Raw genomic sequence first — 15,228 nt, 5'->3', positions numbered from 1 at the left:
TTCAAAGGAGGAATGGATTATGACCATCAACAAAGTTGTCATCATCATGGGGGCGTCGAGCGGGATCGGCGAAGCGACGGCCCATCTATTGGCCGAACGGGGCGCGAAACTCGTGCTCGCCGCCCGTCGTCTCGACCGGTTGGAAGCCATCCAAGCGAAGCATCCCGAGGCTGACATCGTCATCCAGCAAGCCGATGTCACGGACTACGCAGCTGTCGAGGCGGTGGTGAAGACTGCACTCGACACGTTCGGGCATGTCGATGTCTTGTTCAACAACGCCGGGATCATGCCGACCGCGCCACTTGTCGACGGGCGCCGTGACGAGTGGCAGGCCATGCTCGATGTGAACGTGACCGGGGTGTTGAACGGGATTGCCGCCGTGCTTCCAATCATGGAACGTCAACAGTCGGGTCATATCATCGCGACGGATTCGGTGGCCGGCCACGTTGTCTATCCGGAGTCGGCCGTCTACTGCGGGACGAAGTTCGCGGTCCGCGCCATCATGGAAGGCTTGCGCCAAGAACAGCGGGAGAACAACGTCAAATCGACGATCATCTCACCGGGAGCCGTCCAGACCGAGCTGTACAACACGATCAGTGACAAACAAGCCGCCCAGGCGCTCCATGAGGCGCAAACCGAGTGGGGATTGACGAGCGAGGACGTGGCTGAAGCGGTCGTCTACGCCATCGACACACCGGACCGGGTCTCTGTCAGCAACCTCATCATCCGTCCGACGAAACAACAGGTGTGATGATGGGTAGCGGATTGAGAGAACGCGTGTCCGGTCGAACGATCGCTGCGGGCGAAGCCGTCTTTGAAGAGATTCATCACATTCAACGAGCCATCGAGCCGACGCTCATGCGCCTGAATTATCAGTACTTGCCGAAAGACGAGTTCCAGCGGACGCTCTCGGAGTTGCTCGGGCAAGACGTCGCGGACTCGGTCACGGTGCTACCGCCGTTCTATACCGATTTCGGGAAACACATCACGCTCGGGACAGACATCTTCATCAACCGTGGCGTCATGTTCACCGATCTCGGCGGCATCGACATCGAGGACCACGTCTTGATCGGCCCGTTCGCCAAGTTACTGACGGTCAATCATCCGACCGACCCGACCGAACGGCGCGGCTTGATCACGAAGCCGATTCGCGTGAAACGGAACGCCTGGATTGGGGCCGGGGCGACGATTTTGCCGGGTGTCACCATCGGCGAGAACGCCATCGTCGCAGCTGACGCGACGGTGACAAAAGACGTCCCGGACAATGTGACGGTCGCCGGGACACCGGCCCGTATCGTTCAGACGTCATGAACGTCATCCGGCTCGGATTAGTCGCTTCCATGTTGTTTCTCGCTGGGTGTGGGGACGACACGGTGAGGAAGCCGGAGAATCAGGAAGGAGTGACGTCACAAGTGGAAGAACTAAACGTCTCAATACGTTTCGAAACCAACCCGACAGCCGAAGCGCTCCAAGCCCGTCTGCCACTCACGTTGTCGATGCAGGACTTGCATCAGAACGAGAAGTATTTCTATTTCGACGAACCGTTCCCGACGAACCCGGAACGTGTCAGCTCGATTCGGGCTGGGGATGTCATGCTGTATGGAGATGACTGTCTCGTCTTGTTTTATGAAGACGTCGAGACGAGCTATGCGTATACGCGCATCGGTCGGGTCGAGGACTTCTCCACGCTTGCACCGCTACTCGGGAGCGGGACGGTCGAGCTGACGTTTCAAAACTGACACAACAGTGTGACCGCTTTCAAAATTTCATTGACTTCTCTATCGCTTGAGGTGTATGCTAAAAATCCTGCCCAAAAAAGAGAGGCCGGGAACTGGCATCAGTTCATTTCGAGTCAGAGAGGACCATGATCCCATGAACCAACAACAATTAGTCGAGCGTGCCCGCCAAGTGAAAGAGAACGCCTACTCGCCGTATTCGAACTTCCGCGTCGGAGCAGCGCTTCTCATGAAGGACGGTACGGTCATCGACGGTGTCAACGTCGAGAACGTCTCATTCGGTGCGACGAACTGTGCCGAGCGCACGGCCATCTTCACAGCGGTCGCGCAAGGCTATAAAAAAGGTGACTTCGAAGCCGTCGCGGTGTCAGGCGACACGGTCGACTTCTTGCCGCCATGCAGTATCTGCCGCCAAGTGCTCGTCGAGTTCGGCGACCCGGACTTCAAAGTGCTGCTCACGAACGGCAACGCCGACGTGAAAGAAGTGACGCTTGAAGAGCTCGTCCCGCTTGCGTTCACAGAACTCGAGATGTAACAGAAATGTCCCCACATCCATCGATGCGGGGACATTTTTTGTAGTGAACGATTACCGCCAAAAATTAAACAAGAGTCTGGGAACCGCGAGCGCGAGTTCAAATAAAAAATCAGCGGCCAAGACCGTATGATCTGATGAGTTGGATGGTTTCGGTCTGACGATTTGACCACGAACCGGATTCTTTCTCCCTTTTAGCCGAATCCGAAGCGAGGTGGCGGATGCCAGGTCGGGACTGTCCATCACTTGGAAGTGGAGGTGCGGTTCAGACGAATCCCCCGAGTTGCCGCAACGACCGATCAATTGGCGTGTCTTGACACGGTCCCCGACGTTGACGGCGATTGAACCGGCCTCAAGGTTTGCGAGGAGACTGTACTCGCCGTCGGCGTGCTCCAGTATGACGTGATTGCCGAAGGGGTGACTCGAATCTGGAACGTCCGGCAGATCATCGACAACGTTAACAACCGTCCCGTCCAACGGTGTGATAACGCGTTCCCCGAACGCATAAAACGAGTGGTTCCCGGACTTTGTCTTGTTGTATGACCAGTTGTTGTTCACTTTTATGAAGTCGTAGGCGTATCGTTGCGCGCGTTCCGGATAGTGCCGATTCTCACCAGGGTGTGTACCGCCTGATACGACGAGCCAGTCATCCGTGAACGGGAGGTGGTATGTATGTTTCGTGAAGCGACGGTCGCCCCTCGAATCGGGTTGATGTGGCGTCATGAGTAGGTCCTCGATGAGGTCGTCCTGATTGAACGTGACACTGAGTACGCGTTCCTTCCGGTCATCCATCCAGACGAGATGACGGCTTCCGTTCAATTTCATGTCATTCACGACCCGATAGCGGCGAACACCTTCATTGAATGAAGTGGCGAGCCGGTAGAACGTGTCGAGCGAGGTCTGCTGTTTGAATGAGTCGGTCGTCTGGTTATAGATTGAATCGAATTGACCATCGAGAAATGATTTAGGAAATGTTCGGACATCGAGTTGCATGTAGGTTCCACCTTTGCTGGTTGTTCCTATTGTATACGGCGTAAAGAACATAAAGTTTCGAGCAAACAAAAAGCTGAGCCCACGTGGACTCAGCATGTGTCATTCATTCGGTTCCCACGGATTGAAAAAGTTGTATGGGGGATGAACCCCTTCTAATGTCCGGAACTCATAGTCGCGTTCTTTCGCGTAGCGGATGATTGTATCGAGCGCTTGCGGTGTCATCGAGTGATCGTGTGCCAAGATGATCGAGGCGATATTCATCTCGAAATTTGCCTCGAGCCGATTGAACACACGCTGCTCGATTGGCGCGTTGTCTTTCTTATAGATGTGATCGAGACTGCCGACGTTCCAGTCCCAAATCTCGAAACCGGCCTCGTCCATCGCTTGCCAATGCGCAGGCGTCATCCCTGCGTCGCTACCGTAAATCGTGCGGGCCATGTTCGTATGGATGCCTGTCAGTTCATATATGAGACGTTGTACGTCCTTCATTTGACGCACGGCCGTCATCGGCGACGCATAAAACTCCTCGCGCACGTGTGTCATCCCATGCAAGGCGATGAGATGGCCTTCGGCGACGATGCGTCGGATGAGGTGCTCATTGCCCTTGATATTCTTCCCAAGAATGAAGAAGGTCGCCTTCACCCGATGCTTCTTCAAGACATCGAGCAGCGCGCCCGTCTTCCGGTTCGGTCCGTCATCGAGCGTCAAATAGATGAGACTGCGGTCGTTATAAGCTTTCGGTTTCGGAATCGCTGCCTGAGACAGGGAGCTGATCAACAAAAAAATCGACATGAGCAAAATGACACGTTTCATCATCCAAACAAAACTCCCTCGAGGCAAAAAACGGGTGACATGGCATCGGTATGAAGCATAGAATACCACAAACAGGAGTCAAAAATGAAGCTAAAAATGCCCCTGACGTGGAAGGTCAGGGGCATCGTATCGTTAGCGTGAAATCGTCTCGCCGTCTTCAGGAACGATGAGGCGATCGGCGAAGCCGTGTGATGCCGCATAGGCACGTAAGTCAGGACGCGATAGTTTCCAATGGTTGACCGCTTCCATATGGACCGCGATAATCGTCGCCGACGGGGCAGCCTCGTGAACATGGCGGACGTCCTCTTCGTTCATGACGAGCGACCCGCCTTCGACGAAATGGTTGTCCCCGGCGTTGACGACGATGACTGCTGGTTGATGCGCTTGAATCGTCTTGGCGACTTCGTCATACCAGACCGTGTCCCCGGCGACATAGAGCGTCTGTTCCGTAGGGTGGGTGAAGACGACACCGCACACGAGACCGGCCATTTCTAAAATCGGACCGCGACCGTGCTCCCCAGCTGTCTTCGTGAGGTTGATTCCTTCGAATGCTGTCGTGTCGCTCAACACGGTCACGTTCGTGAAGCCGTCGCCTTCGATGACAGTCAAATCATCCTCGTTTTGAACGAACAGCGGGATCGCTTTCGGCAGAACTTGTTTCGCGACCTCGTCGTAGTGGTCGAGATGCAGGTGGGTCAAGATGACGGCATCGATGCCTGTCAGAATGTCGTCGATCGCGATTGGCAGGTCGGCCAATGGATTAGCGTCTTGCCGTTCCGAGTTCGGGAACGGGGGATAGGCGCCTTTTTCCCCGAGGAACGGGTCGATGAGGAACGTCTTTCCGGCGTATTCGACGCGGAGTGTGGCATTACGGATTAGTTGCACGTGCATAGAAAAATCTCTCCTTTTAGCTATAATGTATGTACAGTCTAACAAGCAGCCGTCGTTTCATACATAACACGAATCAAGTGTTTGGACGGATTGGCTTGAATCGTGAAAGGAGTCACCCATGCTCGATCCAACTGACCGCCTCATCATCGAGGCGTTACAGGCGAACAGCCGGATAACGATGAAAGAACTCGGGGCACACGTGCACTTGACCGGGCAGGCGACGGCGACGCGCGTCAAGAAGCTCGAAGACCTCGGTATCATCGAAGGGTATACGATTCGCGTGAATGAGGACAAGCTCGGGTTACCGGTTCACGCGATGATCACCATCTTTACGTCGAGCACGTTCCACGACCCGTACCTCATGTTCCTCGAGGAGCACCGGCCATACGTCCGCAATAACTACAAGGTGAGCGGGGACGGCTGTTACGTCTTGGAGTGCCGATTCCCGTCGAACCAAGAGCTGAACGCTTTTTTGGATGGGCTCAGCAAGTACGTCAATTATAAGTTGTCGATCGTCATTAACTGACGAAGGACCTGTGAATCGCTGTGATTCACAGGTCCTTTTTAATGTCTTCGTCCGGCGCGGATGATGAAGCGGTATTCTTCACTCTTGAAATACGTTTCTGTGAACTCAAACCGACTGCCATCCATAAGAAACGAATAGAGTTCGACTTTGAGTACGGGCGTTCGTTCACTCACTCCGAGCATCTCGGCAATCTCTTTTGTCGGGAGCACCGGGATGAACTCTTGGACGCTGTCCGCAATCTTGAACTGTTTGACTTCTTCGATATAGGCGTACTTCGATTGCGACATCACTTCGTACGTCAAGTCGGGGAACAGCTTTAGCGGCAAGTATGTGTCCTCGACGATGAGCGGTTCGCCGTCTGCGAATCGTTGGCGCCTCACGTAGAAGACGAGCTCGCCATCTTCGAGTTCGAGTGCCTCTCGCACTTTCTCACTCGGTGGCTGCAACGTGAAGGTGAGTACTTTGTTCGTCACTTCTTTCCCTTCTCGTTTCATGTCTTCCGTGAAGCTTTTTAATTCGTACATGTTGTGTTCAATCTTTTCGGACTGGACGTATGTGCCGCTGCCCTGTCGTTTCCATAAGAGACCTTCCTCTTGGAGCAATTTGACCGCCTGCCGGACAGTCACTCGACTGACGCTGAACTCTTCGACGAGTTGAGCCTCGGTCGGAATCGCCTCACCGGGCGCCCACGTGCCGGACTCGATAAACGTGCGCATTTTGTGGGCGACTTGTTGGTAGAGCGGTGATTTTGCTTTCATGACTGACCCTCCGATTTCGACCTGAATTCATACTTCTAGTATACACAAAGTAAAATGTTTTCAAAAATATTGTTGACGTTTAAAATAATATGTATTAAATTTGTATTGTAATCAATAAGATATGTATTCGAAAGGGGAACGCACACATGAAACAAGGACAACGCCTCGTCGTCGTCGGTGGCGGCAGCACGTACACAATCGGTATGATTATGAGCTTGATCGAAGAGAAGGCTCACTTCCCACTACGTTCAATCACGTTTTACGATACGGATGGTGAGCGCCAGGAGCGTGTCGCCAAAGCGACTGAAATCATCTTGCGTGAGCATTACCCAGAGCTCGAGCTGTTCGAGTATACGACGGACAAAGAATACGCCTTCCGCGACAAGGACTTCTTCTTCGTTCAAATTCGAACGGGCGGCCTGGAGATGCGCGAGAAAGATGAACAGATTCCGCTCCGTCACGGCGTGGTTGGACAAGAGACGTGTGGACCGGGTGGGATGTCGTACGGGATGCGGTCGATTGGGGACATGATTGATCTCGTCGCAGACATCCGCCAAGGCTCACCGGACGGTTGGATCTTAAATTATACGAACCCGGCCGCAATCGTCGCCGAGGCGTTGAAGCGTGCCTACCCGAATGACAAAAAGATTTTGAATATCTGTGACATGCCGGCCGCAATCATGGTGAGCTACGCGAAGATTCTCGGCAAAGAAATTTGGGATCTCGTGCCGGAATACTTCGGCCTCAACCACTTCGGTTGGTTCACAGGCATCTATGACAAAGAAGGCAACGAATTGACGGAAGACATCAAGCGCGCCATCTTAGAGGACGGGTTTATCCCAGAAGACTCAGAGATCGCAAACGACCCATCTTGGATCAAGACGTTCAAGCAAGTCGAGAAGATGCTCACCGACTTCCCGGAATACTTGCCGAATACGTACCTTCAGTATTATTTGTATCCGTCCGACATGGCGGAGAAGGAAGACGTAGAGAACACGCGGGCCCGTCAAGTCATCAACGGCCGCCAACAACGTGTCTTCTCGACGTGCGATCAAATCATCGCTGACGACTCGCTCGAGAACGTGCATCTTGAAGTCGACATCCACGGTTGCTACATGATTCGCGTCGCAGCGTCACTCGCCTACAACAATGGCGACATCTTCATCGTCATGGTGAAGAACGACGGCATCATCGCTAACTTGCCGGATGATGCGATGGTCGAAGTGCCGGCGATGCTCACGAACCGTGGACCGAAACCGTTCGCTGTCGGACACATTCCTCGCTTCTACAAAGGGATGATTGAAGGACAGCTCGCCTACGAACAGCTCGTCGTCGACGCCTATTTCGAGAACAGCTATGAAAAGGCACTCCAGGCACTCACGCTCAACCGGACCGTCGTCGATGCGCCGGTCGCCCGTCAAATCCTTGACGATTTGATTAACGAGAACGAAAACTATTGGCCGGCCCTCAAACAACGGGAGACGGTCGCACGCTAAAGACGAAGGGGAGTCATTCCCCTTTGTTCGTTTTGGGAATTGATAACGCTTACACATGAAGAGTGAATCAAATGAGTCAATGGTTCGGGGTATTTCAAAAATTCGGGAAGGCGCTCATGGTGCCAGTCGCGCTCTTGCCGGCGGCCGGTATTTTACTTGGTCTCGGCGCGACGCTAACAGGTCCGCTTTCAGAAAGTTAGACGTTTTTACAGAACGGGACGGTCGAAGCGATCAGTGCCGGGATGCTTCAAATCGGGTTGAGTATCTTCGCCAACTTGCCAATCATCTTTGCGATTGGCGTCGCGGTTGGTCTGTCCGGTGGGTCGGGAATTGCGGCACTTGCCGCACTCGTCGGCTACGTCATCATGAACACGACGATTTCGATTGCCCTTGGGATCACACCGGAAATGGCGGCTGAGAGCGGGGAGTACGGCATGTTGCTCGGTATCCCGTCACTTGAGACGGGTGTGCTCGGTGGGATCGCGGTCGGCTTGCTTGCGGTCTGGGTGTATAAAAAATTCCATACGTTCAACCCGCCAGAGATGCTCGGCTTTTTCGCCGGAGATCGTTCGGTCGGTATCGTCATGGTATTCTTCTCCATCTTGCTCGGTTTCTTTATGATGCTCATTTGGCCCCGATTCAGACCGGCCTCACAGCGATGGCGAATGTCATCGCGAGTGATGCGACGAATCCGGCTTACGTCGGATTATACGGAATGCTCGAACGGTTATTGATTCCGACCGGATTACATCACATCTGGTACGCACCGTTCTTATGGACGTCACTTGGCGGCACGGAGACGGTTGGCGGTTCGATTGTGAGCGGGGACCAATATATTTTCCTCGCCCAAATCGCAGAAGGTGTCGACGTGACGGCCGGACGCTTTATGGCCGGCAAGTTCCCGACCGTCATGTTCGGTCTTCTTGGAGCGGCGTTCGCCATGTACCGTCAGGCCGACCCGGACAAGCGTCCCGTCGTGCGTGGCCTCTTGCTCGCAGCGGCAGGGACGGCGTTCTTGACCGGGATCACCGAACCGATCGAGTTCACGTTCTTATTCATTGCACCACTTCTTTACGTCGTGCATAGTGTGTTGACAGGGGTGTCGTTTGCGCTCATGTACGCTCTTGACGCCCATATCGGCTGGGCCGGTGGCTCGGGATTGATTGACTATGTCTTGGTGAATGTGTTGCCAGGGACGCCGCGCTGGTGGATGAACCTCGTCGTTGGGGCCGGATTCTTCTTCGTCTATTACGGCATCTTCACGTTCGCGATTAAAAAATGGAACTTGGCGACGCCGGGCCGAGGGGGACAAGAGACGAAACTGTTTACCCGCAAAGACTACAATGAAAAGAAATCAGGAAAGACATCAATCCAAACGACGGCACTTGCCATTCAAGAGGCGCTCGGTGGCCGTGACAACATCATCGATATCGATGCCTGTTTCACACGTCTCCGTGTCGAATTGAAAGATGTGTCCCAAATCGATGAGGACGAGTTGAAGGCACTCGGGGCAGCCGGGGTCGTGAAAGTGAAAAATAACATCCAGGCCATCTTTGGAGGACGCTCGGATTTGTACAAGAATGAGTTGCTCAAACTGCATAAAGAGATGGACCAAGCGAATTGAAAAAAGAGCTCAACCGATTTACGGTTGGGCTCTTTGTCCGAGATGAGAAGGTTAGTTCGTAACCGACGAGGCACGATAAAATTGAGCGCCTTTGATGAGTGTCGAAGCGACGAGCCCGATGGCGAGCGGCAACGTGATGATGCCAATCCCTTGCTCAATGACGATCATGTTGCCTTCCTCATAATAGCCTTTCAAGTAGAACAGCCCTGAACCGATCGTCTCGTTCAGTTCGAGCGTCGAGACGTTAAGGTACACCATGATAGCGAACAATGAGATGACACTGATTGAGACAAATAATTTTGAAAACGATAGCTTGGTTATGCGAACGCTCCTTTACATGTAGCAATATGGACTCATATTACCATATAAAGACAATTCTTACATGAGGACAAAGCATCGATTTGATTAACGATACCGGTTCCATAACCGCTCCGCGTGCTCCCGCATCATTTCCCGCAGTTCAATCGGCTCGACGACCTCGACTTCCGCCCCGGCCGCGAGTAATTGCCGCGACAAGAACGGGAGTTCGGCTTCCGGCACGTCCCACTCATTCTTTTCGCTGATATCGGGTAATACGTCTTCAAGCAGACGGCGGCCGAGCGGGGTGAGCTTGAGCCGAACGGTCACACCGCTTCGTTCGTCACTCGCCTCGAGGAGCGTCGCCAAGTCGTCCGCTTCGAACGTCTCATCGAGCAGGCGCATCGCTTCAATCCGGTCGATGCGATATTGGCGCAGACCGTAATCCGAGAGACCGAATACGTACCATTTCAAATCGAGGAGCGCCATCCCGACCGGCGCGACAGTGAACGCGCGGCTGCCTTTCGTCGTGGCGTATGTCATCTCGATGTTCCGTCGTTGTTCGACTGCTTGAAACACGTCTTTCGTGAACGGCGCCGGTGGGACGGTCTTATTCCCGAGCCAAAGGATGTTCTTTTCGAGCTGTGCGATTTTCGTCTCGAGGTCGTGCGGCAATTCGTTCACATACCAGTCCGACAGCGTGTCCCGCATGTCGCCGAACGGCACGTCCGGAATTTGTTCCATCCATTTGAGGGTTAGGTAGAGCGCGACCGCTTCCTGTTCTCGAAGTTGGAGCGGTGGCAAGAGTCGATTCGGCAACATCTCGTAGCCGCCACCCGAACCAGGGACGCTCCAAATCGGATAGCCGAGTTCCTCGAGCGTCAGCATATCGCGCTGAATCGTCCGGACCGAGGCACCCGTTTCAAGAGCAAGTTCATCCGCTGTGAACCGTCGACCCCGGTTCAATAGTCGAATTAAGTACAGATGTCGTTTTTTCATCTCATTCATTCCCGTCATGTTTTGTCGTGTTTATCAAGTAAGCTGAATGTATCACGAATCAAGGAGGAATTCATCATGGCAAACGTCGTCTTATATATCGCGACAAGTTTAGATGGAAAAATTGCGCGCACGAACGATCAACTCGACTGGTTGTTCGCGGTCGAGGGGGAAGGGGACAACGGCTACGCCGACTTCTTCCAAACGGTCGGCGCGGTCATCATGGGACGGAAAACGTACGAGGAAGTGCTCCGGCTCGAGGACAATCATTATCCATACGCGAACATCCCGAACTACATTTTGACGCGGAGCCCGGACCGGGAAGCAGAGCACGTCACATTCACTGACGAGCCGATTGAGCAGCTAATCGAACGGTTGAAACAAGACGTCGACGGGGACATTTGGCTCGTCGGGGGAGGCGAGGTCATCAAAGCCGCGATGGAGCATGACTTGATTGACAGCTATGAAATCGCGATCGCCCCGGTCGTATTAGGTGAAGGGATTCCACTCTTCCCGGAAGGCACGAAAGAGACGAAGTTGAAACTGACGAGTCAACGCACGTCCGGACAGTTCGTCATGGTGACGTACGAGCGATAAACGAAAGACCAAGTTCGCAATGAACTTGGTCTTTTCTCATACATGCTTCCGTTGGAACGCGGCAATCGCTTCATACTCTTCCGCGAGATGACGAGAGAGCCGGATATAAATCGGCAGCAACTCCCGGTAAATCGTTGTCGCTTCATGGTTTGGCGTATGCTCATGCGTCACTTGCGGCACGGCCGTGAAGTCGTCGATGTCCCCGAACGCATACTCGCCGAGCATGACGGCACCTAAACACGAGCTCTCGTGGCTTTCCGGAACAACGACCGGCGTATCGAAAATGTCGGCCATCATCTGGCGCCACAGGCTCGACTGGGCGAACCCGCCCGTCGCGTGAATCCGATTCGGTGCGCCCGTCAATTCGTCGAGCGCCAGCATGACTGTATACAAGTTGAAGATGACGCCTTCTAACACTGAGCGGATGAAGTGCTCGCGCTTATGGTGGATACTCAAGCCGAAGAACGAACCGCGTGCGTTCGAGTCCCAGAGCGGGGCCCGTTCCCCCATCAAGTACGGGTGGAACAACAAACCGTCCGAGCCCGGCTTGACCGTCTCGGCGATGCGCGTCAACACATCATACGCGTCCATCCCGAGCCGTTTCGCCGTCTCGACCTCGCTCGCCGCGAACTCGTCGCGGAGCCAGCGCAAGATGATGCCGCCGTTATTGACCGGCCCACCGATGACCCAATGCTTGTCGGTCAAGGCGTAACAGAAGATGCGGCCTTTCGGGTCCTCGACCGGTTCGCGGACGACCGTGCGGATGGCACCGCTCGTCCCGATCGTGACGGCGACGACGCCTTGCTCGAACGCCCCGACACCGAGGTTCGATAACACCCCGTCACTCGCCCCAATGACGAGCGGGAAGTCCCAGCCGAGCGTCTCAACAACATCCGATTTAAGCGTTAAAATCTCCGTCGTCGGTACGAGCTCGGATAGTTGCTCGGGCGTGACGCCAGCGACGTCGAGCGCCTCCGCATCCCAGTCGCAGTTTTTCAAATTGAACAGCCCTGTCGCCGAAGCGATCGAGTGATCGATGACGAAGCGCCCGGTCAGGCGATAGAAGACGTACTCTTTGATGGAGACGAACTTGGCCGCGTGGTTGAACACGTCCGGATGCTCGGCTTTTAACCAACGCAGCTTCGATAACGGTGCCATCGGATGGACCGGTGTGCCGGTACGCATATGGAGCGCACTCGCATCAAAGTTCCGTTTGATCTCTTGCGTATACGGGTTGGCCCGGCTGTCGGCCCACGTGATGCTGTGGGTGAGCGGACGGCCTGACGCATCGAGCGCGATCAGGCTGTGCATCGCCGAGCTGAACGAGGCGAAGCGGACCGGACCGTCGGCTTTGGCGCGAACGGCGGAAATCGCCTCGAGCACGGCTCCGTAGATGACGACCAGGTCTTGCTCGGCCGTCTCCGTGTCCGGGGTGAGGAGCGGGTACAACACGTTATGTACCGCGAGTTGTTGCTGGTTATGGAACAGGACGGCTTTCGTACTCGTCGTCCCGATATCGACGCCAATCGTGTACACACACATCACTTCCTAACTTAAATGATAAACAAGCTGATCAAGAAGACGACCGCGAAGCCGGTCAATCCGATAATCGTTTCCATGACGGTCCACGACTTGAGCGTGTCTTTCACATCCAAACCAAAGTAGCGGTTGACGAGCCAGAAGCCTGAGTCGTTGACGTGCGAGAGTACCGTCGCACCCGAGGCGATTGAGATAACGATGAGGCCGAGCGCGGCACCGGTGATATTTTGAAGTTCGAGAAGCGGCGTGATGAGTCCTGCCGCTGTAACCATCGAGACGGTCGCCGAACCTTGGGCAACGCGGACGACGGCCGCAATCAAGAAGGCGAGCACAATCGCCGGCAGTGCTGACCCGGCCATCATTTCTCCAAGCACGTCACCGACACCTGAGTCGATCAACACTTGTTTGAACACGCCACCAGCACCAGTGACGAGGATGATAATCCCGGCTGGTTCGAGCGCTTTCGTCGCAATCTCTTGCACTTCGTCACGCGTATAGCCGCGGCGTGTGCCGAGGAAGATGAACGTGAGCAGCGTCGCGAGCGTCAAGGCGACGAACGGGTGACCCATGAACGTGAAGAACGTGCGGATGCCGTTGCCTTCTTCAAGCAAGACGGCAGACAACGTATTGGCGAGAATCAACACGAGCGGAATCGAGATGAGCGAGACGATCATCTTGAAGCTCGGCAGTTCTTTCGACGTATCAATTTCTTCGAACTCCATATAGTCCGGGATAGTGACGTGAATTTTCTTGGCGATATACTTCGCAAAGATCGGCCCGGCGAGAATCGTTGCCGGAATCCCTGCGATGACCCCGAACAAGATGACCCATCCGAGCTCGGCACCAATCAAGTTGGCAACGGCAATCGGACCCGGCGTCGGCGGGATGAAGCTATGTGTGACGGCGAGACCCGCGAGGAGCGGAATCCCGTAGTACAAGAGCGAGCGGCCCGTCTTTTTGGCGAGGCCATAAACGATTGGAATGAGAATGATAAAGCCGACGTCGAAGAAGACCGGGACGGCGACGATAAAGCCGGTGAGGGCGAGCGCCCATTGCGCCTTGTCCTCTCCGAACTTATTGACGAGCGTCTGGGCGAGGCGTTCCGCACCACCCGAGACTTCTAACATCTTCCCGAACATAGCACCGAGACCGACGACGACGGCGACGAAGCCGAGCGTCCCGCCCATCCCGTTCTGGATCGAGGCGATGACGTCCCCGAGCGGCATACCGGCCGCGACCCCGACGAGTAGACTGACGAGGAGAAGTGAGACGAAAGCGTGAAGCTTCGTCCGCATGACTAAGAATAAGAGCAAGAAAATCCCTGCGACTGCGATTAAAATGAGTGTCGAACCCGACATATGTATTTCCCCCTTTACCGTATGTGTAACCGTTTACAAATATTTACAAAGGAAAAGGCCACCCCTGACCTTTTCCTTGCGGTTATTTCTTGACGACCGCGTGGCCCCCGAACTCGTTTCGGAGCGCGGCGACGACTTTCCCTGAGAACGTGTCGTCCTCGAGCGAGCGGTAGCGCATCATGAGCGACATGGCGATGACCGGGGCCGCCGCCTGTAGCTCGAGCGCCGTCTCGACCGTCCATTTTCCTTCCCCTGAGGAATGCATGACGCCGCGGATATCGTCGAGCTTCGCGTCTTTCGAGAACGCGTTCTCGGTCAACTCCATCAACCATGAGCGGACGACCGAGCCGTGGTTCCAGACACGGGCGACCTGTTCGTAATCGTAATCGAACGGGCTCTTCTCCAAGATGTCGAACCCTTCGGCAATCGCCTGCATCATCCCGTATTCGATGCCGTTGTGGATCATCTTCAAGAAGTGGCCGCTGCCGGCCGGTCCCGTATACAAGTAGCCGTTCTCGACCGAGAGATCTTTGAAGATCGGTTCGATCGTCGGCCAGGCGTCGGCGTCACCACCGACCATCGTGCAGGCGCCGTTGCGGGCACCTTCTGTGCCGCCGCTCGTCCCGCAGTCGAAGAAGGCGATGCCTTTGGCACTGAACTGTTCGGAGCGTGCGACCGACAGCTTGTAGTTCGAGTTCCCACCATCGATGACGATGTCACCCGGCTCGAGTTTCTCAAGTAGTTCCGCCAGTACGGACTCGGTGATGTCACCGGCCGGCACCATCGACCAGACGACACGTGGTGTCTCGAGCTTAGCAAGGACGTCTTCAAGCGTCGGCACGATTTCAAACTTCGATGTCGCCTCGACGTTCCCGGCGTCCGTCCCGACGACGTTGTGACCGTGGTCGCTCAAGTTGAGCGCCAAGTTGTATCCCATCTTGCCTAATCCAATCAAACCGATTTGCATATCGTCACCTCTAAATCGAATTTTTTTCCATCTCTCCACTATAATATCAAATTAAATTCGATTTTCAATAGAGATTGCGGAATTTTTTTCGAAAACATCACAAAA

Annotated in this window: 18 protein-coding genes and 1 pseudogene; 10 read left to right on the top strand and 9 right to left on the bottom strand. The window is 54.6% G+C overall.

Annotated elements, in window-relative coordinates; translation table 11 throughout:
- Window positions 1-19: 19 nt before the first annotated feature.
- The 4 genes from KNP85_RS06000 to KNP85_RS05985 all read left to right on the top strand — a co-directional run bounded on the left by KNP85_RS06000 (window position 20) and on the right by KNP85_RS05985 (window position 2,271).
- Window positions 20-751 carry an SDR family oxidoreductase gene (locus KNP85_RS06000; protein WP_021066233.1) on the top strand — a complete coding sequence of 244 codons (732 nt, stop codon included), beginning with the start codon at window positions 20-22 and terminating at the stop codon, window positions 749-751.
- Window positions 751-1,311, top strand: coding sequence for a sugar O-acetyltransferase (locus KNP85_RS05995; protein ID WP_198922689.1), 561 nt, complete (start codon window positions 751-753; stop codon window positions 1,309-1,311). The genes KNP85_RS06000 and KNP85_RS05995 overlap by 1 nt, the downstream gene beginning before the upstream one ends.
- 101 nt (window positions 1,312-1,412) lie before the next feature.
- The gene (locus KNP85_RS05990; protein WP_214802147.1) at window positions 1,413-1,739 is read left to right on the top strand and encodes a cyclophilin-like fold protein; all 327 of its coding nucleotides are present in this window, start codon (window positions 1,413-1,415) and stop codon (window positions 1,737-1,739) included.
- A gap of 133 nt (window positions 1,740-1,872) precedes the next feature.
- Window positions 1,873-2,271, top strand: a complete 399-nt coding sequence (locus tag KNP85_RS05985) for a cytidine deaminase (RefSeq protein ID WP_021066236.1) — start codon at window positions 1,873-1,875, stop codon at window positions 2,269-2,271.
- A 51-nt stretch (window positions 2,272-2,322) separates the two neighbouring features.
- Here KNP85_RS05985 and KNP85_RS05980 read toward each other — a convergent pair whose 3' ends face one another.
- From KNP85_RS05980 to KNP85_RS05970, 3 genes are all read right to left on the bottom strand, one after another.
- Window positions 2,323-3,261, bottom strand: coding sequence for a M23 family metallopeptidase (locus KNP85_RS05980; protein WP_214802145.1), 939 nt, complete (start codon window positions 3,259-3,261; stop codon window positions 2,323-2,325).
- Between the two features lie 99 nt (window positions 3,262-3,360).
- Window positions 3,361-4,077 carry a polysaccharide deacetylase family protein gene (locus KNP85_RS05975; RefSeq protein WP_214802142.1) on the bottom strand — a complete coding sequence of 239 codons (717 nt, stop codon included), beginning with the start codon at window positions 4,075-4,077 and terminating at the stop codon, window positions 3,361-3,363.
- 129 nt (window positions 4,078-4,206) lie between these two features.
- Window positions 4,207-4,965 carry an MBL fold metallo-hydrolase gene (locus KNP85_RS05970; RefSeq protein ID WP_214802139.1) on the bottom strand — a complete coding sequence of 253 codons (759 nt, stop codon included), beginning with the start codon at window positions 4,963-4,965 and terminating at the stop codon, window positions 4,207-4,209.
- Between the two features lie 118 nt (window positions 4,966-5,083).
- Between KNP85_RS05970 and KNP85_RS05965 the strand changes: the two genes are divergently transcribed.
- Complete coding sequence (locus tag KNP85_RS05965; RefSeq protein ID WP_029594764.1) at window positions 5,084-5,491, top strand: Lrp/AsnC family transcriptional regulator; 408 nt, start codon at window positions 5,084-5,086, stop codon at window positions 5,489-5,491.
- Between the two features lie 38 nt (window positions 5,492-5,529).
- Here KNP85_RS05965 and KNP85_RS05960 read toward each other — a convergent pair whose 3' ends face one another.
- Window positions 5,530-6,249, bottom strand: a complete 720-nt coding sequence (locus KNP85_RS05960; protein ID WP_029594765.1) for a GntR family transcriptional regulator — start codon at window positions 6,247-6,249, stop codon at window positions 5,530-5,532.
- A gap of 146 nt (window positions 6,250-6,395) precedes the next feature.
- On the opposite strand from KNP85_RS05960, the gene KNP85_RS05955 reads away from it, so the two are divergent.
- The 4 genes and pseudogenes from KNP85_RS05955 to KNP85_RS15865 all read left to right on the top strand — a co-directional run bounded on the left by KNP85_RS05955 (window position 6,396) and on the right by KNP85_RS15865 (window position 9,369).
- Window positions 6,396-7,745, top strand: a complete 1,350-nt coding sequence (locus tag KNP85_RS05955) for a 6-phospho-alpha-glucosidase (protein ID WP_214802136.1) — start codon at window positions 6,396-6,398, stop codon at window positions 7,743-7,745.
- 71 nt (window positions 7,746-7,816) lie between these two features.
- Window positions 7,817-7,945, top strand: coding sequence for a hypothetical protein (locus KNP85_RS15835; protein ID WP_285801450.1), 129 nt, complete (start codon window positions 7,817-7,819; stop codon window positions 7,943-7,945).
- Window positions 7,946-7,987: 42 nt separating this feature from the next.
- Window positions 7,988-8,784: pseudogene (locus KNP85_RS15870) on the top strand (PTS transporter subunit EIIC); the annotation flags it as partial.
- A 75-nt stretch (window positions 8,785-8,859) separates the two neighbouring features.
- Entirely contained in the window at window positions 8,860-9,369 is a 510-nt protein-coding gene (locus KNP85_RS15865; protein ID WP_251135245.1) for a glucose PTS transporter subunit EIIB, read from the top strand.
- 51 nt (window positions 9,370-9,420) lie between these two features.
- Here the strand turns inward: KNP85_RS15865 and KNP85_RS05945 are convergent, their stop codons facing one another.
- Together KNP85_RS05945 and KNP85_RS05940 are read right to left on the bottom strand one after the other, a co-directional pair.
- The gene (locus KNP85_RS05945; RefSeq protein ID WP_214802133.1) at window positions 9,421-9,639 is read right to left on the bottom strand and encodes a hypothetical protein; all 219 of its coding nucleotides are present in this window, start codon (window positions 9,637-9,639) and stop codon (window positions 9,421-9,423) included.
- Between the two features lie 135 nt (window positions 9,640-9,774).
- On the bottom strand, window positions 9,775-10,665 hold the full coding sequence (locus tag KNP85_RS05940) for a helix-turn-helix transcriptional regulator (RefSeq protein WP_251136238.1): 891 nt from the start codon (window positions 10,663-10,665) through the stop codon (window positions 9,775-9,777).
- A gap of 75 nt (window positions 10,666-10,740) precedes the next feature.
- On the opposite strand from KNP85_RS05940, the gene KNP85_RS05935 reads away from it, so the two are divergent.
- The gene (locus tag KNP85_RS05935; protein WP_214802127.1) at window positions 10,741-11,259 is read left to right on the top strand and encodes a dihydrofolate reductase family protein; all 519 of its coding nucleotides are present in this window, start codon (window positions 10,741-10,743) and stop codon (window positions 11,257-11,259) included.
- A 36-nt stretch (window positions 11,260-11,295) separates the two neighbouring features.
- On the opposite strand, the gene gntK is transcribed toward KNP85_RS05935, so the two are convergent.
- The 3 genes from gntK to gnd all read right to left on the bottom strand — a co-directional run bounded on the left by gntK (window position 11,296) and on the right by gnd (window position 15,123).
- Window positions 11,296-12,801 carry a gluconokinase gene (gene gntK / locus KNP85_RS05930; protein WP_214802123.1) on the bottom strand — a complete coding sequence of 502 codons (1,506 nt, stop codon included), beginning with the start codon at window positions 12,799-12,801 and terminating at the stop codon, window positions 11,296-11,298.
- Window positions 12,802-12,812: 11 nt separating this feature from the next.
- On the bottom strand, window positions 12,813-14,156 hold the full coding sequence (locus KNP85_RS05925) for a GntT/GntP/DsdX family permease (protein ID WP_214802120.1): 1,344 nt from the start codon (window positions 14,154-14,156) through the stop codon (window positions 12,813-12,815).
- An 82-nt stretch (window positions 14,157-14,238) separates the two neighbouring features.
- Window positions 14,239-15,123, bottom strand: coding sequence for a phosphogluconate dehydrogenase (NAD(+)-dependent, decarboxylating) (gene gnd / locus KNP85_RS05920; RefSeq protein WP_214802117.1), 885 nt, complete (start codon window positions 15,121-15,123; stop codon window positions 14,239-14,241).
- Between the last annotated feature and the right edge of the window lie 105 nt (window positions 15,124-15,228).

This window comes from Exiguobacterium sp. s194, assembly GCF_018618275.1.
In the GTDB taxonomy this organism is placed as follows: domain Bacteria; phylum Bacillota; class Bacilli; order Exiguobacteriales; family Exiguobacteriaceae; genus Exiguobacterium; species Exiguobacterium chiriqhucha.
This window is presented reverse-complemented; position numbering and strand designations above follow the sequence as displayed.

Coding starts and splice junctions, on each gene's coding strand:
- KNP85_RS05985 (WP_021066236.1), top strand. CDS start 1,873: ATGAACCAACAACAATTAGTCGAGCGTGCCCGCCAAGTGAAAGAGAAC.
- KNP85_RS06000 (WP_021066233.1), top strand. CDS start 20: ATGACCATCAACAAAGTTGTCATCATCATGGGGGCGTCGAGCGGGATC.
- KNP85_RS05940 (WP_251136238.1), bottom strand. CDS start 10,665: ATGAAAAAACGACATCTGTACTTAATTCGACTATTGAACCGGGGTCGA.
- KNP85_RS05955 (WP_214802136.1), top strand. CDS start 6,396: ATGAAACAAGGACAACGCCTCGTCGTCGTCGGTGGCGGCAGCACGTAC.
- KNP85_RS05995 (WP_198922689.1), top strand. CDS start 751: ATGATGGGTAGCGGATTGAGAGAACGCGTGTCCGGTCGAACGATCGCT.
- gnd (WP_214802117.1), bottom strand. CDS start 15,123: ATGCAAATCGGTTTGATTGGATTAGGCAAGATGGGATACAACTTGGCG.
- KNP85_RS15835 (WP_285801450.1), top strand. CDS start 7,817: ATGAGTCAATGGTTCGGGGTATTTCAAAAATTCGGGAAGGCGCTCATG.
- KNP85_RS05980 (WP_214802145.1), bottom strand. CDS start 3,261: ATGCAACTCGATGTCCGAACATTTCCTAAATCATTTCTCGATGGTCAA.
- KNP85_RS05975 (WP_214802142.1), bottom strand. CDS start 4,077: ATGATGAAACGTGTCATTTTGCTCATGTCGATTTTTTTGTTGATCAGC.
- KNP85_RS05935 (WP_214802127.1), top strand. CDS start 10,741: ATGGCAAACGTCGTCTTATATATCGCGACAAGTTTAGATGGAAAAATT.
- KNP85_RS05960 (WP_029594765.1), bottom strand. CDS start 6,249: ATGAAAGCAAAATCACCGCTCTACCAACAAGTCGCCCACAAAATGCGC.
- KNP85_RS05925 (WP_214802120.1), bottom strand. CDS start 14,156: ATGTCGGGTTCGACACTCATTTTAATCGCAGTCGCAGGGATTTTCTTG.
- gntK (WP_214802123.1), bottom strand. CDS start 12,801: ATGTGTGTGTACACGATTGGCGTCGATATCGGGACGACGAGTACGAAA.
- KNP85_RS05965 (WP_029594764.1), top strand. CDS start 5,084: ATGCTCGATCCAACTGACCGCCTCATCATCGAGGCGTTACAGGCGAAC.
- KNP85_RS05970 (WP_214802139.1), bottom strand. CDS start 4,965: ATGCACGTGCAACTAATCCGTAATGCCACACTCCGCGTCGAATACGCC.
- KNP85_RS15865 (WP_251135245.1), top strand. CDS start 8,860: ATGTACGCTCTTGACGCCCATATCGGCTGGGCCGGTGGCTCGGGATTG.